24 protein-coding genes and 1 tRNA gene are annotated in these 24,688 nt (G+C 61.1%); 7 read left to right on the top strand and 18 right to left on the bottom strand.

Annotated elements, in window-relative coordinates:
- The 4 genes from ACO1VH_RS11680 to gloA all read left to right on the top strand — a co-directional run bounded on the left by ACO1VH_RS11680 (position 1) and on the right by gloA (position 3,775).
- The gene (locus ACO1VH_RS11680) at positions 1-1,401 is read left to right on the top strand and encodes a peptidylprolyl isomerase (RefSeq protein WP_486244638.1); all 1,401 of its coding nucleotides are present in this window, start codon (positions 1-3) and stop codon (positions 1,399-1,401) included.
- A gap of 66 nt (positions 1,402-1,467) precedes the next feature.
- Entirely contained in the window at positions 1,468-2,499 is a 1,032-nt protein-coding gene (gene pdxA, locus ACO1VH_RS11675; RefSeq protein ID WP_486244637.1) for a 4-hydroxythreonine-4-phosphate dehydrogenase PdxA, read from the top strand.
- A 29-nt stretch (positions 2,500-2,528) separates the two neighbouring features.
- Positions 2,529-3,296, top strand: coding sequence for a 16S rRNA (adenine(1518)-N(6)/adenine(1519)-N(6))-dimethyltransferase RsmA (gene rsmA / locus ACO1VH_RS11670; RefSeq protein ID WP_486244636.1), 768 nt, complete (start codon positions 2,529-2,531; stop codon positions 3,294-3,296).
- Between the two features lie 71 nt (positions 3,297-3,367).
- Positions 3,368-3,775, top strand: a complete 408-nt coding sequence (gene gloA / locus ACO1VH_RS11665; RefSeq protein ID WP_486244635.1) for a lactoylglutathione lyase — start codon at positions 3,368-3,370, stop codon at positions 3,773-3,775.
- Between the two features lie 104 nt (positions 3,776-3,879).
- On the opposite strand, the gene ACO1VH_RS11660 is transcribed toward gloA, so the two are convergent.
- The 11 genes from ACO1VH_RS11660 to ACO1VH_RS11610 all read right to left on the bottom strand — a co-directional run bounded on the left by ACO1VH_RS11660 (position 3,880) and on the right by ACO1VH_RS11610 (position 15,274).
- Positions 3,880-4,791: a M48 family metallopeptidase gene (locus tag ACO1VH_RS11660; RefSeq protein WP_486244634.1), complete on the bottom strand. Its 912-nt coding sequence runs from the start codon at positions 4,789-4,791 to the stop codon at positions 3,880-3,882.
- Between the two features lie 16 nt (positions 4,792-4,807).
- Positions 4,808-5,560, bottom strand: coding sequence for a lysophospholipid acyltransferase family protein (locus ACO1VH_RS11655; RefSeq protein WP_486244633.1), 753 nt, complete (start codon positions 5,558-5,560; stop codon positions 4,808-4,810).
- Between the two features lie 39 nt (positions 5,561-5,599).
- The gene (gene gmhB, locus ACO1VH_RS11650) at positions 5,600-6,151 is read right to left on the bottom strand and encodes a D-glycero-beta-D-manno-heptose 1,7-bisphosphate 7-phosphatase (protein ID WP_486244658.1); all 552 of its coding nucleotides are present in this window, start codon (positions 6,149-6,151) and stop codon (positions 5,600-5,602) included.
- Positions 6,152-6,204: 53 nt separating this feature from the next.
- A complete protein-coding gene (glyS, locus tag ACO1VH_RS11645; RefSeq protein WP_486244657.1) occupies positions 6,205-8,307 on the bottom strand; it encodes a glycine--tRNA ligase subunit beta in 2,103 nt (700 codons plus the stop codon).
- A 2-nt stretch (positions 8,308-8,309) separates the two neighbouring features.
- Positions 8,310-9,242, bottom strand: a complete 933-nt coding sequence (gene glyQ / locus ACO1VH_RS11640) for a glycine--tRNA ligase subunit alpha (RefSeq protein ID WP_486244632.1) — start codon at positions 9,240-9,242, stop codon at positions 8,310-8,312.
- A gap of 99 nt (positions 9,243-9,341) precedes the next feature.
- Positions 9,342-10,886, bottom strand: a complete 1,545-nt coding sequence (gene lnt, locus ACO1VH_RS11635) for an apolipoprotein N-acyltransferase (RefSeq protein WP_486244631.1) — start codon at positions 10,884-10,886, stop codon at positions 9,342-9,344.
- Between the two features lie 55 nt (positions 10,887-10,941).
- On the bottom strand, positions 10,942-11,838 hold the full coding sequence (locus ACO1VH_RS11630) for an HlyC/CorC family transporter (protein WP_486244630.1): 897 nt from the start codon (positions 11,836-11,838) through the stop codon (positions 10,942-10,944).
- Between the two features lie 108 nt (positions 11,839-11,946).
- Positions 11,947-12,405, bottom strand: coding sequence for an rRNA maturation RNase YbeY (gene ybeY / locus ACO1VH_RS11625; protein ID WP_486244629.1), 459 nt, complete (start codon positions 12,403-12,405; stop codon positions 11,947-11,949).
- Complete coding sequence (locus ACO1VH_RS11620) at positions 12,402-13,430, bottom strand: PhoH family protein (RefSeq protein WP_486244628.1); 1,029 nt, start codon at positions 13,428-13,430, stop codon at positions 12,402-12,404. The genes ybeY and ACO1VH_RS11620 overlap by 4 nt, the downstream gene beginning before the upstream one ends.
- A gap of 53 nt (positions 13,431-13,483) precedes the next feature.
- Positions 13,484-14,836: a tRNA (N6-isopentenyl adenosine(37)-C2)-methylthiotransferase MiaB gene (miaB, locus tag ACO1VH_RS11615; protein WP_486244627.1), complete on the bottom strand. Its 1,353-nt coding sequence runs from the start codon at positions 14,834-14,836 to the stop codon at positions 13,484-13,486.
- A gap of 51 nt (positions 14,837-14,887) precedes the next feature.
- On the bottom strand, positions 14,888-15,274 hold the full coding sequence (locus ACO1VH_RS11610; RefSeq protein ID WP_486244626.1) for a hypothetical protein: 387 nt from the start codon (positions 15,272-15,274) through the stop codon (positions 14,888-14,890).
- A gap of 361 nt (positions 15,275-15,635) precedes the next feature.
- Here ACO1VH_RS11610 and ACO1VH_RS11605 point away from each other — a divergent pair, with 361 nt between their 5' ends.
- Both ACO1VH_RS11605 and ACO1VH_RS11600 read left to right on the top strand, forming a co-directional pair.
- Positions 15,636-16,589 carry a D-2-hydroxyacid dehydrogenase gene (locus ACO1VH_RS11605; protein WP_486244625.1) on the top strand — a complete coding sequence of 318 codons (954 nt, stop codon included), beginning with the start codon at positions 15,636-15,638 and terminating at the stop codon, positions 16,587-16,589.
- Between the two features lie 122 nt (positions 16,590-16,711).
- Positions 16,712-17,209, top strand: a complete 498-nt coding sequence (locus ACO1VH_RS11600) for a Dps family protein (RefSeq protein ID WP_486244624.1) — start codon at positions 16,712-16,714, stop codon at positions 17,207-17,209.
- Between the two features lie 80 nt (positions 17,210-17,289).
- On the opposite strand, the gene ACO1VH_RS11595 is transcribed toward ACO1VH_RS11600, so the two are convergent.
- The 3 genes from ACO1VH_RS11595 to mutL form a co-directional block, all read right to left on the bottom strand.
- A tRNA-Met gene (locus tag ACO1VH_RS11595) sits at positions 17,290-17,366 on the bottom strand.
- Between the two features lie 96 nt (positions 17,367-17,462).
- Positions 17,463-18,416, bottom strand: coding sequence for a tRNA (adenosine(37)-N6)-dimethylallyltransferase MiaA (miaA, locus tag ACO1VH_RS11590; RefSeq protein ID WP_486244623.1), 954 nt, complete (start codon positions 18,414-18,416; stop codon positions 17,463-17,465).
- Positions 18,417-18,429: 13 nt separating this feature from the next.
- A complete protein-coding gene (gene mutL, locus ACO1VH_RS11585) occupies positions 18,430-20,307 on the bottom strand; it encodes a DNA mismatch repair endonuclease MutL (RefSeq protein ID WP_486244622.1) in 1,878 nt (625 codons plus the stop codon).
- Positions 20,308-20,453: 146 nt separating this feature from the next.
- On the opposite strand from mutL, the gene ACO1VH_RS11580 reads away from it, so the two are divergent.
- Complete coding sequence (locus ACO1VH_RS11580) at positions 20,454-21,098, top strand: VTT domain-containing protein (RefSeq protein WP_486244621.1); 645 nt, start codon at positions 20,454-20,456, stop codon at positions 21,096-21,098.
- 44 nt (positions 21,099-21,142) lie between these two features.
- Here ACO1VH_RS11580 and ACO1VH_RS11575 read toward each other — a convergent pair whose 3' ends face one another.
- From ACO1VH_RS11575 to ACO1VH_RS11560, 4 genes are all read right to left on the bottom strand, one after another.
- Positions 21,143-22,447, bottom strand: coding sequence for an N-acetylmuramoyl-L-alanine amidase (locus tag ACO1VH_RS11575; protein ID WP_486244620.1), 1,305 nt, complete (start codon positions 22,445-22,447; stop codon positions 21,143-21,145).
- Positions 22,411-22,899, bottom strand: coding sequence for a tRNA (adenosine(37)-N6)-threonylcarbamoyltransferase complex ATPase subunit type 1 TsaE (gene tsaE / locus ACO1VH_RS11570; RefSeq protein ID WP_486244619.1), 489 nt, complete (start codon positions 22,897-22,899; stop codon positions 22,411-22,413). The genes ACO1VH_RS11575 and tsaE overlap by 37 nt, the downstream gene beginning before the upstream one ends.
- A gap of 133 nt (positions 22,900-23,032) precedes the next feature.
- Complete coding sequence (locus ACO1VH_RS11565; RefSeq protein ID WP_486244618.1) at positions 23,033-23,920, bottom strand: AEC family transporter; 888 nt, start codon at positions 23,918-23,920, stop codon at positions 23,033-23,035.
- 80 nt (positions 23,921-24,000) lie between these two features.
- Complete coding sequence (locus ACO1VH_RS11560) at positions 24,001-24,588, bottom strand: response regulator transcription factor (protein ID WP_486244617.1); 588 nt, start codon at positions 24,586-24,588, stop codon at positions 24,001-24,003.
- Between the last annotated feature and the right edge of the window lie 100 nt (positions 24,589-24,688).

Below are 24,688 nucleotides of genomic sequence, written 5' to 3'. Positions count from 1 at the left end.
ATGCGTACTTTCGATCCGATGACCCGTATTCAGAATTACCTGTCGCGCAGTTGCCAATTACTGGCGACCGCGATGTTCGCGTGCTGCCTGCCGGTGCTGGCCCATGCGCAGGATGCAGCCAAGCCTGCCGCACGGTCGCAGCCTCGACTGTCGGATGCGATCCTGGTAGTCGTCAACAGCGACGTCATCACGCGCCAGGAATTCCTGCGGCGCCTGAAGGTGATCGAGGACAGGCTGAAGAGCCAGGGTGGGCAGATGCCGCCGCCGGAGCAACTGCATCGCCAGCTGCTGGAGCGGATGATTCTCGAACGTGCGCAGTTGCAGCGGGCGAAAGAGCGCGGCATCAAGGTCGACGACGCGATGCTCGATCGTGCAGTCGCGCGCATTGCCGACCAGAACAAGATGACGATGACGGAATTCCGCCAGCGTCTGGAGCAGGACGGCATGCAGTACTCCGCTTTTCGCGAAGACATCCGCAACGAGATGATGATGCAGCGCCTGCGCGAGGTTGAAGTCGACAACAAGATCCAGGTATCGGATGCAGAGATCGATGCCTATCTGACGGCACACAACGCTACTGCGTCGGCGCCGCAGGAATTGAACATCGCGCAAATCCTGATTCGCGTGCCGGAGAACGCGACCGAAGAACAACTGGCTGCCAGCCAGAAGCGCGTCGATGAAGTGATCGCGCAACTGAATGCCGGCACCGACTTCAGCAAACTGGCGACCGCTTACTCGGATGCGCCGGACGGTCTGTCTGGCGGCGAACTCGGATGGCGTTCGGAGGATCGCCTGCCGCAACTGTTCGTCGATGCTGTGAAAAACGTGCAGCAGGGACAGATTGCGCCAGTCGTCAAGAGCGGTAACGGTTTCCACATTCTCAAGCTGGTTGGTCGGCGCACAGCAAGCGTGTTACGCGGAGGGCAGGAAGATCCATCCGCGGCGCCGGTCAGCGTGCAGCAGACGCATGCCGCGCATATCCTGATCAAGGTTAATCAGGTGGTTTCCGCATCCGATGCGCAGCGCAAGCTGCTGGATATCAAACAGCGTATCGAGAACCATGCGGCCACTTTCGAAGAAATGGCGCGCCTGTATTCCAATGACGCATCCGCGGCGAAGGGCGGCGATCTCGGCTGGATCTATCCGGGCGACACCGTGCCGGAATTCGAGCGCGCGATGGATGCCTTGCCGGTCGGCCAGCTCAGCGAGCCGATCGAATCGCCTTTCGGCTATCACCTGATTCTCGTCAAGGAACGCAAGATCGACGACGTATCGCAGGAGCGCAAACGTGCTGCAGCGCGTCAGGCGATTCGCGCGCAAAAGCTGGAGGGCGCCGTGCAGGATTGGCTGCGCCAGGTACGCGATGAAGCCTATGTCGAATATCGTCTGAACGATCAGTAATCGATTCATAATCCGCAGGCAACGGCCGAACAGACGACGCGCCTACTTTCCGAATCGGGAGGCATCATGAGCAAGCGACCGACGATTGCCATTACCTGCGGCGAGCCGGCCGGCATCGGTCCGGAAATCTCGATTCGTGCCGCGTGGGAATCGCGCTGCGACATCCGCAGCGTGCTAATCGGCGATGCTGCTTTTCTCGCCATGCTGGCTGCCGAAATCAATCCGGCAATCCAGTTGTCCGCGATTTCAGTGCAAGCGGTCGAGAACGATGGCTTCCCGGATTTTCCGCGCGATCGCATCGCCGTCATCGATTGTCCACTGGCGGCACCTGTCGTCGCTGGCCAGCTGGACGCACGAAACGGTCGTGCAGTGCTGCAGACGCTGGACGTGGCGATCGCCGGTGCGCTGCAAGGCCGCTTTGATGCCATCGTCACTGCGCCACTGCAGAAGAGCACGATCAATGATGCCGGCGTGCCTTTCACCGGCCATACCGAATATCTGGCGGAGAAGACGGCAACGCCGCAAGTCGTGATGATGCTGGCGACGAACGCCACGCAGCAGCCGTTGCGCGTCGCACTGGCGACTACGCACTTGGCATTGAGGGACGTGGCGGATGCCATCACCATCGACAGCCTCGGCAGCATTCTCGCCATTGTGCATGCCGACCTGCAGAAGAAATTCGGCATCGCGCAACCGCGCATCCTCGTCACCGGTCTGAATCCGCATGCAGGCGAGGGCGGCTATCTGGGACGAGAAGAAATCGACGTTATTCAGCCGGCACTGTTGGCCGCGCAGGAAAAAGGTATCGATGCACGCGGCCCCTATCCGGCCGATACGCTGTTCCAGCAGCGCCATCTGAAGGATGCCGATTGTGTGCTGGCGATGTACCACGACCAGGGACTGCCGGTGCTGAAATACGCCAGCTTCGGACTGGGCGTCAACATTACATTGGGCTTGCCGATTATTCGCACGTCGGTCGACCACGGTACGGCGCTTGATCTCGCTGCCGCAGGTCTCGGCCAGTCCGATCATGGCAGCATGCTGGAAGCGATGCGCGTTGCCGCGGCGATGGCGGCCGCTTCCGGTGCTGCAACCTAAGTTGTTTGTCTCAACCGTTTTTTGTCTTCATGAAACATATTCCCCGCAAGCGCTTCGGCCAGAACTTTCTGACTGACGATGCCGTTCTGCACGACATCATTCGTGCCATCGATCCGCTACCGGATGACACGATGGTCGAGATCGGCCCCGGCCTGGCCGCGATGACGCGCCTGCTGGTCGACGAAGTTGCGCAATTGCATGTGGTCGAACTGGATCGCGATCTCGTTACGCGATTGCAGAAAACCTTCGATCCAAAGAAGTTGATCGTGCATTCGGCCGATGCGCTGCAGTTCGACTTTGCATCGATTCCGGTACCGGCAGGACGCAAGCTGCGCGTCGTCGGCAACCTGCCGTACAACATTTCCAGCCCGCTGCTGTTTCATCTGGCACAGATCGCGCCGCAGGTGCAGGATCAGCATTTCATGTTGCAGAAGGAAGTGGTCGAACGCATGGTGGCAGAGCCGGGCAGCAAGACTTATGGACGCCTGTCGGTGATGCTGCAATGGCGTTATCACATGGAACTAATGTTCGTGGTGCCGCCGACCGCCTTCGATCCGCCGCCGCAAGTCGATTCCGCGATCGTGCGCATGATTCCGCTGGCACAGCCGCTGGCTTGCGACGTGCAGAAACTGGAACGTGTCGTGCAGCAGGCGTTCTCGCAGCGGCGAAAGGTGATCCGCAATTGCCTGTCGGGCATGTTCGACGAAGCGGCGCTGGTCGATGCCGGTATCGATCCGCAATTGCGCCCGGAAGCGATCGCGCTCGAACATTACGTAGCACTGGCGAATCGTCTCTGAATCAGCCTTCCGGCAACAAATGCCGGAACGGCATAAAATTCGAGTCTTCGGATTTTTTACGGGGATTTCCCATGCGTCTACTTCATACCATGCTGCGTGTCGGCAATCTGGATCGTTCGATCGACTTCTACACCAAAGTGCTCGGCATGAAACTGCTGCGCAAGAAAGAGAATCCGGAATACAAATACACCCTGGCTTTCGTCGGTTACGGCAACAATCCGGATCATGCGGAAATCGAACTGACGTACAACTGGGGCGTCGACAAATACGAGATGGGCACGGCCTACGGCCACATGGCAATCAGCGTGCCGGATGCCTACAAGGCCTGCGAAGAGGTCAAGAAGGCGGGCGGCAAGGTGACGCGCGAAGCAGGTCCGGTCAAGGGCGGCACGACCGTCATCGCCTTCGTCGAAGATCCCGACGGTTACAAGGTGGAATTCATCGAGCGCAAGGACGAGAAGAATTTCGTCAGCCTGTAAAAGGCGATCACGGCAAACGTCGTAATGCAAACGCAATAAGCATACGCAGACAAGAAAAACGCGCCGAAGGCGCGTTTTGCATTGAGGCCTTCCGAAACGCGATTTCAAAAGATCGGCAGCGTCTCCGGCGCATGATCACGCAACGCCTTCTTCGCCGCCTCGAATTCCGGAAAAATGGATTGCACGGTCGCCCAGAAGCGCGGGCTGTGGTTCATCTCGCGCAGATGCGACAGTTCGTGCGCAATCACATAATCGATCAGCGGCAGCGCGAAATGTACGAGACGCCAGTTCAGCCGGATGCGGCCGTCCGCGGTACACGAGCCCCATTGCGTGGTGGCGGACGAGAGCGCAAACGAGCGGTAGTCGACGCCCAGTTTCTCCGCATAGATCGGCAGACGTTCACCGAAGATGCGTTTGGCTTCCAGTTGCAGCCAACCCTGCACGCGATCCTTCAGTTGCTGCTCGCCCGCATCCGCAGGCAGGCAGATCGTCAGTTCCTTCGCTGCGGCGTCGTACAGCGCGCCGGCCGATTGCGTCGCGCGGATACGCAACGTGATGTCGTTGCCTAGATAAGGCAGCTTGCCGCCGTCGCGCCATTCCATCTGCGGCTGCAGACGTCGCGCCGAACGCTCGCGGCGTTCGTTCAGCTTGGCGAAGATCCAACGCTGCTTTTCGTGGATGGCGTTTTCGATCTCGGTCAGCGTCACCCATTTCGGCGCCGTGATGCGCAGGCCGTCGTCGTCGATCATGAAACCGATCGAGCGGCGCTTGGAGCGCACCAGTGCATAGTCCAATGCGTGTTCGCCGATCTGCACACGGCGCTTGCCATGCGGTACGGGGCGCGGCGGTTCGCTTATCGAAGGCGGTGCGGCAGGTGCCGGTCGGAACAGACCTTCCGGTTCCTGCACTGGCGCGGGCTGATCGATGCGCGGCTGCGCGGAAACGTCCGGCGAAAAGAAATCGAGCTGCAGCGACAGCTGTTTCGGATCGGGCGAAGTGTGGCGCAGCAGCTTCAAGGATGGACTTGGCGTATCAGCGGGTTGATTGGTCGGCAGGATAGGCGTGCGGAGAAATCACACGCATTTCGGATTCTATCCAATTTTCAACCTGCTGCATGAGTTCGGCCGCATTGAGGCCTTCCGGCGAGATCGGTTTGCCGATCGATACGGTGATCAGTCCCGGTCGCTTGATGAAGGCGTTGCGCGGCCAGCATTCGCCGGCGTTCAATGCGATCGGCACGACGATGGTGTCCGTTTCCACCGCCAGGCGCGTGCCGCCCATCTTGTATTTGCCCTGCTGGCCGACCGGGATGCGCGTGCCTTCCGGGAACATGATGATCCATTGCCCATCCTGCAGACGCTGCCGACCTTCGCGCGCGACCTGTGCGAACGCATCCTTGCCGTTCTTGCGATCGATCGGGATCATGCGCAGTAGCGCCAGCGCCCAGCCGAACAGCGGGATATAGATCAGCGAGCGTTTCAGCACGAAGACCAGCGGACGCGGCATCTTCCACAGCAGGAAGATCGTTTCCCATGCCGATTGATGTTTCGACAGCAGGATGGCCGGGCTGTCAGGCAGATTTTCCCAGCCCTTGATCTGATAGCGAATACCGCACAACACCTTCGCGAGCCAGATGATGAAGACGTTCCAGCGCGATGTGACGAAGTAGCGCGTCCGGTACGGAAACGGCGCGAAGACGAAGCAGACCAGTGCCCAGATCGGCGTCACGATCAGCATGATCAGCGCGAACAGTAGCGAACGGACAAACAGCAGAATGTTGGACATCGAATCTCCACAAGCGAAGCGCCGTTCGGCGTTCGCGAATTATTTTTCTCCGGCAACCGGTTTCAGCAGATGGTCGACGACGGCAGCAAGGTTTGGATAGGTCGTCGTACTCGGTGGCAGGCCGCCTTTTTCGCTGGTCTTTTCGCCCTTGCCGGTCAGTACCAGATAGGGTTTGCAGCCGACGATGTAGCCTGCCTGCAGATCGCGCAGCGAATCGCCGACGGTCGGCACGCCTTTCAGACTGACGTCGAAGCGTTTGCCGATCGCTTCCAGCATGCCGGCCTTGGGTTTGCGGCAATCGCAATTGTCGTCCGCTGCATGTGGACAGAAGAAGATGGCATCGATATCGGCGCCGACCGCCTGCGCTGCCGTGTGCATCTTCTGATGGATCGCGTTCAGCGTCATCATGTTGAACTTGCCGCGCGCCACGCCGGACTGGTTGGTGCAGACAACCACGCGATAGTCGGCCTGATTCAAACGTGCGATCGCCTCTAGCGAACCGGGAATCGGAATCCACTCGTCGGGCGATTTGATGAAATCGTCCGAGTCATAGTTGATGACGCCGTCACGGTCGAGGATGATCAGTTTCATCGGACGCTTTTCGGAAGATGTCTGCATGACGATCGCGTTTCGTGAGTTGATGATCAGGAAGCCAGGCGCGAAATATCGGCGACGCGGTTCATCGCCGCATGCAGCGTCGCCAGCAGGCCGAGGCGATTGTTGCGCAGCGCGGCATCATCGGCATTGACCATCACGCCGTCGAAAAAGGCATCGACCGGCGTTTTCAGCGCGGCCAGTGCTTGCAGCGAGGCGGTGTAGTCACCGCGGTCGAAGGCGGCATCGGCTTGCGGCGTCACGGTTGCCAGCGTGTTATTGAGCGCGGCTTCTGCTTCTTCCTTCAGCAATGTCGTATCGACTTTCGCAGCAACTTCGCCTTCGACTTTTTTCAGGATGTTCGTCACGCGCTTGTTGGCGGCAGCGAGACTTTCGGCTTCAGGCAATGCAGCGAAGGCACGTACGGCGGCGAGACGGTCGGCGACGTCTGCCAGGCGTTGCGGACGCAATGCCAGCACGGCGTCGATCTCCTGTGCGCTGTAGCCTTGCTCGCGCAAGGTATTGGCGAGGCGATCGAAGATGAAGTTCAGCAAGGCATCGCGATGCTCGGCAGCGATTTTTCCGAAAGATTGCTCTGCCGCAGCGATCAGTTCATCAATGCCGATGGCGAGCTTGCCTTCGATCAGCATGCGAATCACACCGAGTGCATGGCGACGCAGTGCGAAAGGATCCTTGTCGCCGGTCGGCACCTGGCCGATGCTGAACAGACCGATCAGGGTTTCCAGCTTGTCGGCCAGCGCGACGACGGTGCCGACGGCATTGCGCGGCAATTCGTCGCCGGCAAAGCGCGGCTTGTAATGATCTTCGATCGCGTCGGCGACGTCGGCCGGCAGGCCGTCGTGCAAGGCGTAATAACGGCCCATGATGCCTTGCAGTTCCGGGAACTCGCCGACCATGTCGGTCAGCAAGTCGGCCTTCGCCAGTTGCGCAGCGCTGTTGACCTGTTGCGCGTCGACGCCGAGTTTGGCGGCAATCGCCTTTGCGATCGCGCGCACGCGTTCAATGCGTTCGCCCTGCGTGCCGAGTTTGTTGTGATAGACGACCTTGGCCAGACCGTCGACGCGCGATGCCAATGTCTTCTTGCGATCCTGGTCGAAGAAGAATTTCGCATCGGCCAGGCGCGGGCGCACGACGCGCTCGTTGCCGCCGATGACGGCGCTGGCATCGGCCGGCCGGATGTTGGAGACGATCAGGAACTTGTTCGTCAGCTTGCCGCCCGCGTCCAGCAGCGGGAAGTATTTCTGGTTCGCCTTCATCGTCAGGATCAGGCATTCCTGCGGCACGTCGAGAAAACTTTCCTCGAACTGGCCGATCAGCACGTTCGGACGTTCAACCAGACCCGTCACTTCATCGAGCAGTGCATCGTCTTCGATCGGCTTCAAGTTGTCGCCAGCATTCGCGGCGGCTTCCTGCAACTGGCGCACGATCTCGGCGCGGCGTTCAGCAAAACCGGCGATGACGGCACCTTCCTTCGCCAGTTGATCGGCATAGGTATCCGCATGACGGATGTAGACCGGATCGATGCCGGCTTCGAAGCGATGGCCGTGCGTCGTGCTGCCGGCATTCAGACCGAGCACGGAAACCGGAATCACGTCGTTGCCGTACAGTGCGACGAGACCGTGCGCCGGGCGCACGAAATTCACCGAGTCCCAGCCATCGGCCAGTTGATATGTCATGACCTTCGGGATGGGCAGCTTGGCGAGCGTGTCGTCCAGCGCCTTTTGCAGGCCTTCTGCCAGTGTTGCACCTTGCACGACGCTGTGGAAGAACAGCGCTTCGGCCTTGCCGTCGGATTCGCGTTTCAGGTTGGCGACTGCCGATTCGTCGGCGCCCAGCGCAGACAATTTCTTCAACAGTGCCGGCGTGGCCTTGCCGTCGGCGGAAAGGCCAACCGATACCGGCATCAGTTTCTGCGTCACCTGCTTGTCGTCGGCCTGGTCGGCGACGTTCGTGATATGTACGCCGAGACGGCGCGGCGAAGCGAACGGCGTCAGCACGCTGTCCTTTTCCAGCAGGCCCTGCGATTGCAGCGTTGCGTACAGCGTCTGTGCAAACGCGTCGCCGATCTTCTTCAATGCCTTCGGCGGCAGTTCCTCGACGAACAGTTCGACGAGGAGATTGCGTGTATCCATGCTCATGCCGCTTCCTTTTCCATCTGGGCCAGCACTTCGGCGGCATGTTCGGGGTTCGCCATCGGGAAGCCGAGGCGGGCGCGGCTGTCGAGATAGCTCTTGGCAACGCTGCGTGCGAGGTTGCGGATGCGGCCGATGTAGGCAGCACGCTCGGTGACCGAGATCGCGCCGCGCGCATCCAGCAGGTTAAACGTGTGCGCGGCTTTCAGTACCTGTTCATACGCCGGCAGCGCCAGCTTGTTGTCCATCAGATGCAGCGCCTGTTTTTCATGTGCGCCGAATGCGGTGAACAGGAAATCGGCGTCGCTGTGCTCGAAGTTGTAGGTCGACTGCTCGACTTCGTTCTGCTTGTAGACGTCGCCGTAGGTCAGCTTTTTGCCGTCCTTGCCTTCGGTCCACGTCAGGTCGTACACGTTGTCCACGCCCTGCAGATACATCGCCAGACGTTCGAGGCCATAGGTGATTTCGCCGGTGATCGGTTTGCAGTTGATGCCGCCGACCTGCTGGAAGTAGGTGAACTGCGTGACTTCCATGCCGTTCAGCCAGACTTCCCAACCCAGGCCCCAGGCACCTAGCGTCGGGTTTTCCCAGTCGTCCTCGACGAAGCGGATGTCGTTCTGCTTCAGATCGAAGCCCAGCGCTTCCAGCGAACCCAGATAAAGCTCGAGAATGTTTTCCGGCGCCGGCTTCAGCACGACCTGGAACTGATAGTAATGCTGCAGGCGGTTCGGGTTCTCGCCGTAGCGGCCGTCCTTCGGGCGGCGGCTCGGTTGCACGTAGGCGGCTTTCCACGGCTCCGGACCGATCGCGCGCAGGAAGGTGGCGGTATGCGAGGTGCCGGCGCCGACTTCCATGTCGTACGGCTGCAGCAGCGCGCAACCTTGCGCATCCCAGTACTGCTGGAGCGTCAGGATGATTTGTTGAAATGTGAGCATCTTTTCTGGATGGTTGGCGCCCGTGGGACGAACGCGAGGGGAATTTGCCGAAACCCTGAATTTTAACGGGTTTTCCCCGCTATTAGGGCGGCTTGCGGGTCAGGAACCGCGGCGGCGCGTCGCCAGCCAGGCCATGCCCAGCATGGACAATGCAAGCAGGACGATCAGGGCGTTGCCGGCCACCACATAGGGCGTGATGCCGCGATAACCCTGCACCGACGCCGTCAGCACGCCGCGCGTGAAGGGCGGCAGTTCGGCCGTCACGCGGCCATCGGGACCGATGACGGCGGTCGCGCCGGTATTGGTCGCGCGCAGCATCGGGCGGCCGGTTTCGATGGCACGCATCTGCGAGATCTGCAGATGCTGCGGCAAGGCGATCGAATCGCCGAACCAGGCGATGTTGGAAACGTTCAGCAGGATGCTCGGTACCGGGCTTGCCTCGGCACGTGCGGTGCGCAGCTGGCTGGCAATTTCACCGCCGAACAGATCCTCGTAGCAGATATTCGGCAGCACGCGCTGGTCGCGCACGATGAAGGGCACTGGCGTGGCATCGCCGGGCGTGAAGCTGCCGAGCGGGATGCGCATCATGTCGACGAACCATTGGAAGCCGAACGGAATGAATTCGCCGAACGGCACCAGATGGTGTTTGTCGTAGCGGTACAGCGCAGGCGCGGCGCGGCTGGCCGGCGCCGGCGAAATGCCGATCACGCTGTTTGCATACTGCTGCGGGCCGTCGCTGACCGGAATGCCGATCGCTAGATGGCTGTTGGTCGCCGTAGCGAAATCGGACAGGCGCGGCAGATAATCCTGCGGCAGCTGGTGCAGCAGCAGCGGCAGTGCGGTTTCCGGCGTGGCGATCAGATCGGCAGGGGCGGCGCGGATCATGTCTTCGTACAGAACCAGCGTTTCGTCCAGCTTTTCGGCATCGAATTTCATTTCCTGCGGAACGTTGCCCTGCAATAGGCGCACCGAGATCGGCTGGCCGTTTCGCACAGTCCAGGAAACCTGATGCAGGCCGAAGCCGGCGATCAGTATGGCCACCATCAGCAGCAACCCCGATTTTTCCCGAAACGGCAGGACCAGGCAGCCGGCGATCAATGCGACCAGCCAGCCGATGCCGTAGACGCCGAGCAACGGAGCAAAGCCGGCCAGCGGCGCATTTGCGTGCGCATAACCGGAAACTGTCCATGGAAAGCCGCTGAAGATCCAGCCGCGCAGCCATTCGCTCAACGCCCATGCAGCCGGCAGCACCAGCAGCAGCGTGACGGTATCCCGCGCACGCAGGCGGCGGGCGAACCACGTGGCAAAGCCGCAGGCGCCACCGCTGAAGATGCCGAGCGCCGCAGCCAGCAGTGCGACGGCCAGCGCCGCCATTGGCGCCGGCATGCCGCCGTAGTCGTGCATGCTGATGTACAGCCAGTAGATGCTGCAGGCCAGCCAGCCGAAACCGAAGATCCAGCCGAGCAGCAATGCGCGCTTGACCGATGACGCTTGCAGCGTCAGCCGGAACAGCAGCGCGAGCGTGAGGAATTGCAGCCACCACCAACCGAATGGTGCGAAGGAAAAGACGTTGATCGCGCCGGCCACCAGGGCCAGCGCAAGTGCCTGACGCGGCGACGGCTGCAGGGAAAATGGAAATGCCATGCGTTATGCCGCGACGGGGGAGCAGGGCGCGTGCGGCATGCAGCACGCCGACGGATCAGTCTTCAATCACGTCCTCGTCGGGTGCCGGCGGCGTCAGTTTTTCGACCATCACCATCAGGATGTGGCGAGCGTCAGCGCGCAGGATGGTAAAGCGCAGGTGATCGACTTCAAGAATCTCGCCCTTCTGCGGCACGCGCGCCAGATGATCGGTGATGAAGCCGCCTATCGTGTCGACGTCCGGATTGTCGAGCGCGGTACCGAGCACTTCGTTGAATTCCTCGATCTCGGTTAGTGCGTTCACGCGCCAGCGCGGGCCGTCCTTGCCGTCGCGCACGGGAATGATGTTGTCTTCCTCGTCGTCGAAATCGTATTCGTCCTCGATGTCGCCGACGATCTGTTCCAGCACGTCCTCGATCGTGATCAGGCCGGCCACGCCGCCGTATTCGTCGACCACGACTGCCATGTGGTTGTGCTTGGAGCGGAACTCGGCCAGCAGCACGTTGAGTCGCTTCGATTCGGGAATGAAGACCGGCTTGCGCAGCTTGGCGCGCACGTCGAACGATTCTTCGGCGTAATAGCGCAGCAGATCCTTCGCCATCAGGATGCCGACTACCTTGTCGCGTTCGCCCTCGACGGCCGGGAAACGCGAATGCGCGGTTTCCAGCACCATCGGCAGCCATTCGGCGATCGGCTGCGTGATGTCGATCACGTCCATCCGGCTACGCGGCACCATGATGTCGCGCGCGGTCAGTTCGGAAACCTGAAAGACGCCCTCGATCATCGACAGCGCATCGGCGTCGATCAGGTTGCGTTCATGGGCATCGTGCAGCGTCGCGAGCAGTTCGTCGCGGCTGTCCGGTCCGGGGGCGATCAGGGCTGTCAGGCGTTCGAGCAGCGAGCGGTGCGGCTTTACCTCACCGGATTTGCCGTTCGACGGGGGACTGTCTTGCATGGGCGGAGCGCCGTTGCGGTGGTTGTTTCTGGGCTGTCAGGATACAACAAATGTCGTGCCGATTCCAAAATGCCTGTGCCGCTGGGCGAATCTTTGTCAGAACGGCAATCAGGCTTGCAGGTAGGGATTCGGAAAACCCAGCGTGGCCAGGATGTCGACTTCCAGTGCTTCCATTTCTTCCGCTTCCTCGTCGGATTCATGGTCGTAGCCCTGCGCGTGCAGCATGCCGTGCACCACGAGATGGGCGGCGTGTGCGGCCAGCGGCTTTTCCTGTTCGGCGGCTTCGCGTTCCAGCACGTCGGTGCAGAAGATGATGTCGGCCTGCACGTCGCCCAGGCCGTCTTCCGCACCTTCCGAATAGGCGAAGGTCAGCACGTTGGTGGCGTAATCCTTGCCGCGGTAGTTGCGGTTCAGCGTGCGGCCTTCGTCTGCGTCGACGAAGCGCAGCGTGATCTGCGCCGGTGCCAGCAGCGCGGCCTTGACCCATTGCCGCAGCAGCGGGCGCGTCAGTACGTCCTGCAGACGCTTGTCCGCATACTGGATCGAAAGCGAAAGCTTGTTTGTCATGACGGTTTCTTGCTGCGCGCCGTAGCTGATTTTGTTGCCGGCTTGGCCGCGGCCGCATACGCATCGACGATGCGCGCCACCAGCGGATGACGCACGACGTCCGAACTGTTGAAGTGCGTGAACGCGAGGCCGCGCACCTTGCCGAGGACGTCGGTCGCTTCGACCAGGCCGCTCTTCTGGCTGTGCTGCAGGTCAATCTGCGTGATGTCGCCGGTGATGACAGCCTTGCTGCCGAAGCCGATACGCGTCAGAAACATTTTCATCTGTTCCGGCGTCGTGTTCTGCGCTTCGTCGAGGATGACGAAGGCATGGTTCAGCGTGCGGCCGCGCATGTAGGCCAGCGGTGCGATTTCGATCGCCTGCTTCTCGAACATCTTTTGCGTGCGGTCGAAGCCGAGCAAGTCGTACAGCGCGTCATACAGCGGACGCAGATACGGATCGATCTTCTGCGCCAGATCGCCGGGCAGGAAGCCGAGACGTTCGCCGGCTTCGACTGCGGGACGCGTCAGCACGATACGCTTGACGGCGTCCCGTTCCAACGCGTCGACCGCACAGGCGACGGCCAGATAGGTCTTGCCGGTGCCGGCCGGACCGATGCCGAAGGTGATGTCGTGATCCATGATCGCCTTCAGGTATTGCACCTGATGTGGCGTGCGGCCGCGCAGGTCGTGGCGGCGCGTCTTCAGGATCGGCGATTCGATCGCGGCCTGTTTATCTTCCTTGGGTGCATCCTTCGGCAGATCGTGATCTGCCATGTCGGCACGCTGTTCAACCAGCGCCAGCTGGATTTCCTCGAGCGGGACCGCGCGGCTGGCTTCCTTGTAGAAGTGTTCGAGCACGGTGACGGCACGTTCTGCGTTGCTGCCGCTGACGATGAATTTTTCGCCACGACGGAAGATCGTGACGTCGAGTGCGGCGGAGATCTGTCGCAGGTTTTCGTCCATCGGCCCGCACAAGTGAGCGAGACGCTTGTTATCCAGCGGCTCAGGGATGAAATACGACGGTTGGACGGCGTTTTTTTTCAATTGGTTTCTTCGTAGCGTTCTTGTTGCGTTTGAACTGCGTTAGGCGTTGGACGTTAGGCGTTAGCGTCAACCGCGACGACGATATCGCCGCGCAAGGTGTAGCCATTCGATTGCGTGATGGTGACGTCAATCATCTGCCCGATCAGACGGTCGGCGTGCGGACCGCCCGCGAAATTGACGACGCGATTATTTTCGGTACGGCCTTGCAGGTCACCGACTTCCTTCTTCGATGCGCTTTCGACCAGTATGCGCTGCACGGTGCCGACCATTTGCTCACTGTAGCGGCGCGTGTTGGCATCGATTACTGCCTGCAGGCGTTGCAGGCGCGCCAGTTTCACTTCGTACGGCGTATCGTCTTCCAGATTCGCTGCAGGCGTGCCAGGGCGTGGACTGAAGATGAAGCTGAAGCTGTTGTCGTAGCCGACGTCGGCGATCAGTTTCATCATGCCTTCGAAATCGGCATCGGTCTCGCCGGGGAAGCCGACGATGAAATCGGACGACACGGCGATGTCCGGTCGCACCGCACGCAGGCGGCGGATCACCGACTTGTATTCGAGCGACGTGTAACCGCGCTTCATTGCGGCCAGGATGCGATCCGCGCCGTGCTGTGCCGGCAGATAAAGATGATTCACCAGCTTCGGCACCTTGGCGTAGGTGTCGATCAGGCGCTGCGTGAATTCCTTCGGATGGCTGGTCACGAAGCGGATGCGTTCGATTCCCTTGAACTCGGCGATGTATTCGATCAGCAAGGCGAAGTCGGCTATTTCGCCATCTTCCATCTTGCCGCGATAGGCGTTGACGTTCTGCCCCAGCAGCGTGATTTCCTTCACGCCCTGCGCCTCGAGGCCGGCGACTTCGGCCAGCACGTCGTCGAAGCGACGCGAGACTTCCTCGCCGCGCGTGTACGGCACGACGCAGTAGCTGCAGTATTTGCTGCAACCTTCCATGATCGACACGAACGCGGTCGGGCCTTCGACGCGCGCCGGCGGCAGATGGTCGAACTTCTCGATTTCCGGGAAGCTGATGTCCACCTGCGAGCGGCCGGTCGAGCGTCGCTGCTTCAGCATGTCCGGCAGGCGATGCAGCGTCTGCGGGCCGAACACCAGATCGACGTAAGGCGCGCGCTTGACGATCGCGTCGCCTTCCTGCGACGCGACACAGCCGCCGACGCCGATCACCAGATCTGGATTGCTGCGCTTGAGTTCGCGCAGGCGGCCGAGATCGGAGAACACTTTCTCCTGCGCCTTCTCGCGCACGGAACAGGTGTTGAGCAGGATGACGTCCGCATCCTCCGGCCGGTCGGTCTTGACGAGGCCGTCGGAGGCGTTGAGCACGTCGGCCATCTTGTCCGAGTCGTACTCGTTCATCTGGCAGCCGAACGTTTTGATAAATACTTTTTTCTGCATGAATCGTTGCTTGCGTGATTACTGCTGGTCTTGCTGCATGCTGCTGCGGCGTTACTGTGTGTCCTGCGTGTCAGTTCCGGCCCCGGAGGCGGGTACCGGTTTCGGCAGCGGCTTCGGCGCGGGTTTGTCGGCGATGCGCTTGATCTCGTCCGACGTCAGTATCCAGATGCGATCGATGTCGCCGGCATTGTCTTCCGTGTACAGCACCGGAATGTCTTCGCCGCGCAGCGACGCCGGCATCACGATCAGGTTGTCCTGGCTCCAGATACGTGCGCCTGCCGACAGATGCCGCTGCTTGTCGTTGATGAGCACGCGCGGATAGTTGTCGGGCGTCATGGCGCCGCGCTTGGCCTTTTCGGGAAAAGGCCGCTCGAACGCATGAGCGTGCAATGCGGTGGCGGCAAGAACGCAACTGATCAGGAGACGAAATATCCGCATGACTGGATCCATTCTGCAATGGTGAATGACGATCGGGATGAATGGGAGCGGGAGCGCTCCGGCCGTCGCGCGATTTCGTTGCGCCCGGCATGACATGTCGGCAATAGCTGCGCGAAAGTGTTGGCCGCATCATACCACGGCGGGTAGTCCGGCGACGGGGCTGTGGCGCCCTGCCGATGGTGGCCGTGACAGCCGGATGACATGCAAAAAACGATAGCGGAGCATGCATATTTTGAATCCGCACGCCGGCGGCGGGAACGTAAGCTATGCCGTCGTCGCCATTCCGCCAGCAGTGGATAATGGCATCTTCATGCCACGCCGATGGCATTTCGCTATGTGCCAGAACAGAAAGAGAATTCGCATGCCAGCACAGAAAATCGTTTTCCTCGATCGCGCCAGTATCGATGCCCAGGTGCGTCGTCCTGCATTTACGCATGACTGGACCGAGCACGACGCTACCGATGCGGTCGATGCCGCCGCGCGTCTTGCCGGCGCGACGATCGCCATCACCAACAAAGTGCCGCTGCGCGCCGCCGATCTGGAGCGACTGCCTGATCTGAAGATGATCGCCGTCGCCGCCACCGGCACCAATGTCGTCGATCTTGAAGCCTGCCGTGCACGCGGCATCGTCGTCTCCAATATCCGCAATTACGCGGGTGCAGCCGTGCCGGAGCACACGTTTGCGCTGATGCTGGCGCTACGCCGCAACCTGCGTGCGTATTCGGACGACGTCACTGCCGGGCGCTGGGAAAAGTCCAATACCTTCTGCCTGCTCGACCATCCGATCCACGATCTGTCCGGCAGCCGCCTCGGCATCGTCGGTTTCGGCGAACTGGGGCGTTCGGTGGCGCGGTTGGGTCTGGCGTTCGGCATGGATGTGCGTGCCTTCAATCGTTCACCGTTCGAAGATGCACAGGTGAAGCCCGCCACGCTGGACGAACTGATCGAAACGTCGGACGTTCTCTCGCTGCATCTGCCGCTGACTGACGCCACGCGCAACATGATCGGCCGTGCCGAATTGAACCGCATGAAACCGAATGCGCTGCTGATCAACACTGCGCGCGGCGGCCTGGTCGACGAAGCCGCGCTGGCCGAAGCATTGACGGCCGGCCGCATCGCCGGCGCCGGTTTTGACGTGCTGTCGGTCGAGCCGCCCAAGCCGGACAATCCGCTGCTGAAGCTGCGTCTGCCGAACTTCATCCTGACGCCGCACACCGCATGGGCCAGTCAGCAAGCAATGCAGACGCTGGCCGATCAACTGATCGACAATGTGGAAGCGTTCGTCGCCGGTACGCCGCGCAATGTCGTCGTTTGATATCGCGTTGATGCTGTGATTTGATGGCCGGATCGCGCATGGTGCGCGCTTCGCGGACAGGTAAAGCGCAGTATCATACGAAGACGCCGTTCAGGCTTATTTCATCAAGAGGGAAAAATCACATGGCAACGAAGAACAGCAAGAAAGTCACCAAGATCGATATCGGCATTTCGGAACGCGATCGCGCCAGGATCGCCGAAGGACTGTCGGCCCTGCTGGCCGACAGCTACACGCTATACCTGATGACGCACAACTTCCACTGGAACGTCACCGGCCCGATGTTCACCAGCCTGCACGCGTTGTTCCTCGACCAGTACACCGAGCAATGGAATGCGCTGGACCAGATCGCAGAACGTATCCGTGCACTCGGCTATCCGTCGCCGGGTACCTATGCCGAATTCGCCAAGCGCACGTCGATCAAGGAAGTCGCCGGCGTGCCGAAGGCGATGGACATGGTGCGCCATCTGGTCAATGCGCAGGAGTCGACCGCACGCACCGGCCGTGCGTTGTTCGATCTGGTCGAAAAGGCGAACGATCAGCCGACGGCCGATTTGCTGACGCAACGCCTGGATGTGCATGAAAAGGCAGCGTGGATGCTGCGCAGTATTCTGGAAGAGTGATTCGCAAAGCGGATCGGCCCCCCCGATCTGCAAAAAAGCAAAACCCCGCACAACTTTCGTTGGTGCGGGGTTTTTCGTTCTGGTGGTGATAGGTGGACTTGAACCACCGACCCCAGCATTATGAGTGCTGTGCTCTAACCAACTGAGCTATATCACCAGTAGAGCCCGAAATTATGGCGTTTCTGCCGGTGGCTGTCAAGATCGGCATCAGCCAGAAACGTTGCCTGTCTGGCAAAAAACGACGTTGAGCCGTTCAGCTCTTGGTATTTTCGGTAAAACGCGCGATTTCCCGCAGTACCTGCGCCGGCGCGTCGGGTGCCAGGCAATCGACGACATGCCGTTCCGGCATGGCTCGCAGCCAGGTGATCTGGCGTTTCGCAAGCTGGCGGGTGGCGGCGACGCCCTTTTCGCGCAGGTCCGCCAGGCCGTACAGCCCCTCCAGATATTCCCAGGTTTGCCGGTAGCCGACGCAGCGCATGGACGGCAGGCCGAGATGTAGATCACCGCGCGCGCGCAGCGTTTTTACTTCTTCAATCAATTCGTCGTCTTTCAGCATTGCGTCGAAGCGTGCTGCGATGCGTTTGTGCAGCACGCTGCGGTCGCTCGGTTCGAGCGCGATCGGCAGCAGGGTGAACGGCAAGGTACTTTTCGGCGCCTTTTCCAGCAGCGACGACATCGGCTGGCCGGTCAACAGATAAATTTCTAGTGCGCGCTGGATGCGTTGCGAATCGTTCGGTTTCAGGCGGGCCGCGGTGATCGGATCGATCGTTGCCAGTCGTGCGTGCAGTGCCGGGGTGCCCAGTTCCGCTTCTTCGGCATCGAGCTGTGCACGTATGTCGGCATCGGCTTGCGGCAGATCGTCGAGGCCGTCCTTCAATCCCTTGAAGTACAGCATCGTGCCGCCGACTAGCAGCGGCAGTTTGCCGCGTGCGGTGATTTCGCCGGTCAGGCGGATCGCGTCGTTGCGGAACTGCATGACCGAATACGCTTCGGTCGGATCGAGGATGTCGATCAGATGATGCGGCACGCTCGCGAGTTCTTCGCGGCTGGGTTTGGCGGTGCCGATATCCATGCCGCGATAGACGAGGGCGGAGTCGACGGAGATGATTTCGGACGGGATGCACGCGGCGATTTCCAGCGCGGCGGCAGTCTTGCCGGACGCGGTGGGGCCCATGATGGAGACGGCGAGCGGAAGCGATGCGGGCATGCGCAGGTAGCGATTACTGTCCGCGCAGGAACAGCTTGTCCAGATCGGACAGCGCGAGCTGTACCCAGGTCGGCCGGCCGTGATTGCACTGATCGGCGCGTTCCGTTGCTTCCATCTGGCGCAGCAGCGCATTCATTTCCGGCACGGTCAGCGTGCGGTTGGCACGCACGGCGGTATGGCAGGCAAGCGTGCCCAGCAATTCGTTGCGGCGTTCGACCAGCACGCGCGAGCCACCGAATTCGCGCACGTCGCGCAATATGTCGCGCGCCAGCGATTGCGCATCGGCATTCTTCAGCAGGGCCGGAATCGCGCGTACGGCCAGCGTGGTCGGCGACATCACGGCGATATCGAAACCGAGCGATTGCAGCACGTCGCGATTTTCTTCGGCGGTGCCGACTTCGACGCCGTCCGCGTGGAACGTGACTGGAATCAGCAGCGGCTGCACCTGCATCGCGTCGGTATCCAGTGCGTTCTTCAATTGCTCGTACAGGATGCGCTCGTGCGCGGCGTGCATGTCGACCAGCGCCAGGCCTTTCCGGTTCTGCGCCAGCACGAAGACGCCATGCAATTGCGCCAGTGCGAAACCGAGCGGGAATTCCTCGTCCTGCGACATCGCGGAAGCGGTCGGCAGCGGTGCATTGAAGCCGGACGTGGTTGACGTATTCGCGGCGCCGTCGGCAAACAATGCGCCGTAACCCTCCGTCGTTTGCGCGATACCGAAGCTGTTGCCGAATGGCGTTCCCGGTTGCGTGCCGAACGGGGTGCTGAGCTGCGAGCCAAATGATGTCTGTTGCTGCTCGCGCAGCCACGGCAGCACATTGCTCGATGCCGGCGTTGGAGAGGGTGTAGCACCGTGTGCGGTGGCCGAGGTCTGCGCCAGCGTGCGTGTGACAGCGTGGAACACGAACTGGTGCACGGCACGGCTGTCGCGGAAGCGCACTTCGATCTTCGACGGATGCACGTTGACGTCGACCAGCGCCGGATCGAGATCGAGTGCGATCACGTAGGATGGATAGCGATCGCCGTGCAGCACGTCTTCATAGGCGGCGCGTACAGCGTGCATCAATAGCTTGTCGCGCACGAAACGGCCGTTGACGTAGAAGTATTGCCCGTCGGCGCGTGCCTTCGATGCCGTCGGCAGGCCGATGAAGCCGGACAGTTTCAATGGGCCCGCTTCTGCGGTGATCGGCAGGCGCGCGCCGGAGAATTCGTTGCCGAGAATTTGCGCGCTGCGCTTGGCGATGTCGTTGACGGTCCAGTGATCGACGGTCTTGCCGTTGTGCGACAGCGAAAATGCGACGTCGGGACGTGACAGCGCGACGCGGCGCACGACTTCGGCGCAATGGCCGAATTCAGTCTGCTCGGTCTTCAGGAATTTGCGGCGGGCCGGCGTGTTGAAGTACAGATCCTGCACGTCAATGGTGGTGCCGGGCGCGCCGGAAGAGGGTGCGACGGTGCCGGCGTGCGAGCCGGTGATTTCCCAGGCATGCGCGGCATCGGCGGTGCGCGAGGTCAGCGTCAGTTGTGCGACCGAGGCGATCGAAGCTAGTGCCTCACCGCGAAAGCCCAGCGTGCCGACGTTTTCCAGCTCGGTCAGCGAGGCGATCTTGGATGTCGCATGCCGCGCCAGTGCCAGCGGCATCTGCTCGGGCGGAATGCCGCGGCCGTTGTCGGTGATGCAGATGCGTTTGACGCCGCCCTGTTCGAGCTTGACGGTGATTTGCGTGGCGCCGGCATCCAGCGCGTTTTCCAGCAATTCCTTGACGACGGCGGAAGGGCGTTCGACGACCTCGCCGGCGGCGATCTGCGAAATCAGTTGATCGGACAGTTGCCTGATCGGACGTGGCGATGCCGGCTCGGCTGCGGACAGGGAATCATGTGCGGATTGCATGGTCGGATTATACCGTTGCACCTGCCCGTCGCACTTGCCGCCCCCGCCGTTCGAGGGCGATGCGGTCGTGGGCGAGGTAGTGCTGGGAGCTGCGCCGAAAGCCGCATCGGCGCTGGTGTATGATGCTGCGGCCAACAAGGAGAGTTATGGATTTCATGCAGTTCATCGACATGATTTTGCATGTCGACAAGTATTTGGGCATGTTCATCGCGCAGTACGGTTCGATGATTTATCTGGTGCTGTTCGCGATCATCTTTTGCGAAACCGGTCTCGTCGTGTTTCCCTTTCTGCCCGGCGATACCTTGCTGTTCATTGCCGGTGCCTTCTGCGCCTCGGGCAGCATGCATGCCGGCTTGCTGCTCGCCTTGCTGATCGTGGCGGCGGTGACCGGCAATTCGGTCAACTACTGGATCGGCCACCTGATCGGCGAGAAAGTCTATACGCACGATTACCGCTGGCTGGATCGTCATGCATTGCAGCGCACGCATGGTTTCTATGAAAAGCACGGCGGCAAGACGCTGGTGCTGGCGCGTTTCGTGCCGGTGGTGCGTACCTTCGCACCGTTCGTCGCCGGTATTTCGCGGATGACGTTCGCCAAATTCCAGCTGTTCAACTGCACCGGAGCGGTGCTGTGGGTCGGTCTGCTGGTGGCGGGCGGCTATCTGTTCGGCAATATCCCTTTCATCCGCGATCATCTGAACGCCATCGTGCTGATCGGCGTGGCCGCAGCGGCGGTGCCGGTGATGCTGGGAGCATTGTGGAAGGTGGGGCAGCGGCTGGTGAAACGCTGAATCGAGCAAACAAAAAAGAAACCGGCGTGCTGCCGGTTTCTTTTTTACAGCATGCGGCTTTTTGCCAGCGGCGGATTGGCCGCGAAATACTTCTTGATGCCGTTGGTGATCGCATCCGCCATGCGATCCTGATAGGCATCGTCATTCAGGCGCGCTTCTTCGGAAGGGTTGGAGATGAACGCCGTCTCGATAAGGATGCTCGGGATATCGGGCGCCTTCAGCACGGCAAAGCCGGCCTGTTCCACCGAACCTTTATGCAGGCGGTTGATGCCGCCGATTTCCGTCAGCACGGCCTTGCCGAGTTTCATGCTGTCGTTGATCTGCGCGGTCGTCGACAAATCCAGCAGCACGCTGGCGAGTTGCCTGTCGTGATGCTTGATGTTGGCGCCGCCGATCAGGTCGGCCGCGTTTTCCTTGTTCGCCAGCCAGCGCGCCGCCGTCGAGCTGGCGCCCTTTTCCGACAACACGAAGACCGACGAGCCGTTCGCCGTCGGTTGCACGAAGGCGTCCGCGTGGATGGAGACGAACAGGTCAGCCTGCACCTTGCGCGCCTTCTGCACGCGCGTACCCAGCGGGACGAAGTAATCGCCGTCGCGCGTCAGCATCACGCGCATGTTCGGCTGCTGTTCGAGCTTGCCTTTCAGTCGCTTGGCGATCTGCAGCACCACATTCTTTTCGTAGCTGCCGCGCCGACCGATTGCACCGGGGTCCTCGCCGCCGTGGCCGGGGTCGAGCGCGATCGTCAGCATGCGCGTGACTTGTGGCGGCCGTTCGGATTTCGGCTTGGCATAAGGTGGATCGGCCTGTGCGACGGGCGGCGGCATCTCGGTCGCATCGTCGGGCAATGTCGACCACTGGCCTTTCTGGATCAGCGCTGCGATCGGATCGGGTGGGTTGGCCGGATACAGATCGAACACCAGGCGATGCTGGTATTCGCCGACCGGCTTCAACGTGAAGACCTGCGGATCGATTTCCTCTTTCAGGTCGAACACCAGCCGCACCACATTGGGCTTGTTCTGGCCGACGCGGATCTGCTTGATGTAGGGATCGTTGGACTGGACCTTGGCGACCAGGCTTTTCAGCGTCGGATTCAGATCGACGCCTTCGATGTCGACGACCAGGCGTTCCGGGTCCTTGATGATGAAATGACGCGTCTTGAGTTCGGAATCGTTTTCCAGCGTGACGCGCGTGTAGTCGTCGGCGGGCCAGACGCGCACCGCGAGAATCTGCGCAGCGCGTGCTGTAATGGGAGTCAGCAGGGAAATCAGCAGCGTGCCGCCGGCTTTCAGGATCGTGCGGCGCCGTTTGCCGTTCACAGGTTTGGAGCGAAATTCAGTCGGTTCAGACATGCAGCACCTTGATCGGACAACGCTTGCAATTCTACATCACGCCCTTCGCCGGCAATGGCGAGTGAGATGCGGATGTCGGGCGGCGGCAACACGCCATCGGCTTTCTCCGGCCATTCGACGATGCAGATGTTGCGATCGTTGAAGTGATCGCGAAAGCCTGCATCGAGAAATTCCTCCGGGCCTGCCATCCGGTACAGATCGAAATGAATGACATGCAGCGTGCGGCCGTTCACGTCGATCGCATACGGCTCGGCCAGCGTGTAGGTCGGACTTTTCACATGGCCATCATGGCCGAGCGCATGCAGCAGCGCGCGCGTCAGTGCCGTCTTGCCAGCGCCCAGATCGCCGTGCAGATGGATCGTCAGGCCGGGCACGATCGCGCGTGCGAGCGCAGCGCCAAGCGCCAGCGTGCCGGCTTCCTCGTGCAGATGGGCGGTCAGATGAGAAGGCATGGATGTCATTCGTCAGTAACGTAGCGCACGCATGTTGCGCGTGTGTGATGCGCGCATTGTGCAGAAGTTCCGCCGGGAAATAAATCGTTTAATGCGAAATCGTGCTGTGCGAATTCGTCCAATACGGTGAAGTTCAATGCAGCAGCGCCAGCCAAAGTGGCAGCGTCGCCATCGAGATCAGCGTGCCGATCGAAATCAGGAAGGCGACGAAGGCGCCGTTGCCGCCCATGCGCACGGCCAGTACGTAGCAGCTGGAGGCGGTCGGCAGCGCGGCGAACAGCACGACCAGTTGCAGGTGTGCGGGTGACAACCCCATCCATGCGCCAAGCGCCCACGCAATTGCCGGCATCGCGAACAGCTTCACGGCGAGGAACCACGCAGCCAGTCCTTTCGCGGCATGCAGCCCGGCCAGCCGCAATCCCGCGCCGACCATGATCAGGCCCAGCGCCAGCGATGCGTTGCCGAGCCGAGACAGGAAGGCACCGGCCAGTTCCGGCAGCTTCCAGCCGAGCAGGTTGAAGAGAATGCCCGACAGCGTGGCCATCAGCAGCGGGTTTTTCACCAGTTCCAGCGGCAGGCCCCGCTTGTCCTTGACCAGCGCATGCACGGCGCCGAGATTACACAGCGGCACGACGAAGCCGATGATGACGCCCATCAGCGACGACGCTTCCGCGCCGAGGCGGCCAGCGATCGCCAGCGCGATATAGGAATTGAAACGAAAGGCAGTCTGCACACCTGATTCGAACACCATCGGCCCGGTGGCAAACAGCGGCTTGCCGAGCCAGCCGAGCACGATGCCGGCAACGCACGACAGGATGGCGATCTGCAATACCTGGCCGGCGGCGGCGAAGTCGATCGGTGCGCGTGCCGTCGAATAGAACAGCAGCGCGGGGAACAGCACGTAATAGATCAGCTTTTCCGCGCCGGTCCAGAATGCCGGCCCCCAGTTCGTAATGCGCAGCAGGATTGCGCCGAGCGCGATCAGCAGGAAGTCGGGCAGCAGGAGATTGACGATGTGCATGAAGTGCCGGCCTTAGTGTGCAAGACGGCCAACCGGATGAGCGGGGAGCAGCAGGCGGGGCGCGCGCGGTACCGGCATCGTTATTTCAGCAGCCGTGCCAGTTCGACGGCGGTCTTGACGTTCATCTTGTCGAAGATGTGCGCGCGATGCACTTCCACCGTGCGCATGCTGATGCCCAGCTTATCGGCGATGACCTTGTTCATCTTGCCTTCGAGGATCAGGTCCAGTACTTCGCGCTCGCGCGTGGATAGCGCCGCCAGACGCGTGTGGATCGCGGCGCTGGCCGACGCCTGCTCGGAAGACAGCAGTGCTTCCTGCACGCGGTCCATCAGCTTGTTGTCGTTGAACGGCTTCTCGAAGAAATCGAAAGCGCCGCGCTTCAACGCATCGACCGCCATCGGCACGTCGCCGTGGCCGGTGAGGAAGATGACGGGCAGCACTTGCGTCTGGCCGCGCGCGGCCAGCAGGTCGAATAGCGCGATGCCGCTCAGGTCCGGCATGCGCACGTCGAGCAGCACGCACTGGCCCTGGGTGCCGGGGCGCTGGTTGTCCAGTGCGGTGAGAAAGGTCTTGCCGCTTTCGTAAGCGGCGGCGGCGATGCCGCGCGACTTGGCGAGCCACAGCAGCGAATCGCGGATTACTTCTTCGTCGTCAATGATGTGCAGCATGGAATGTCCTGTCGTCCTCGCCCGCGGCATTGGGCGGGCGGTATTGGCAAAGCATCATGTCGCCATGCGATTGCCGTCTGTGGCGCAATTGTCCGGTCGA

It is taken from the genome of Oxalicibacterium sp., assembly GCF_057353965.1.
Note: the sequence above shows the minus strand (reverse complement) of the source record. Positions and strands in the feature narration are given on the sequence as shown.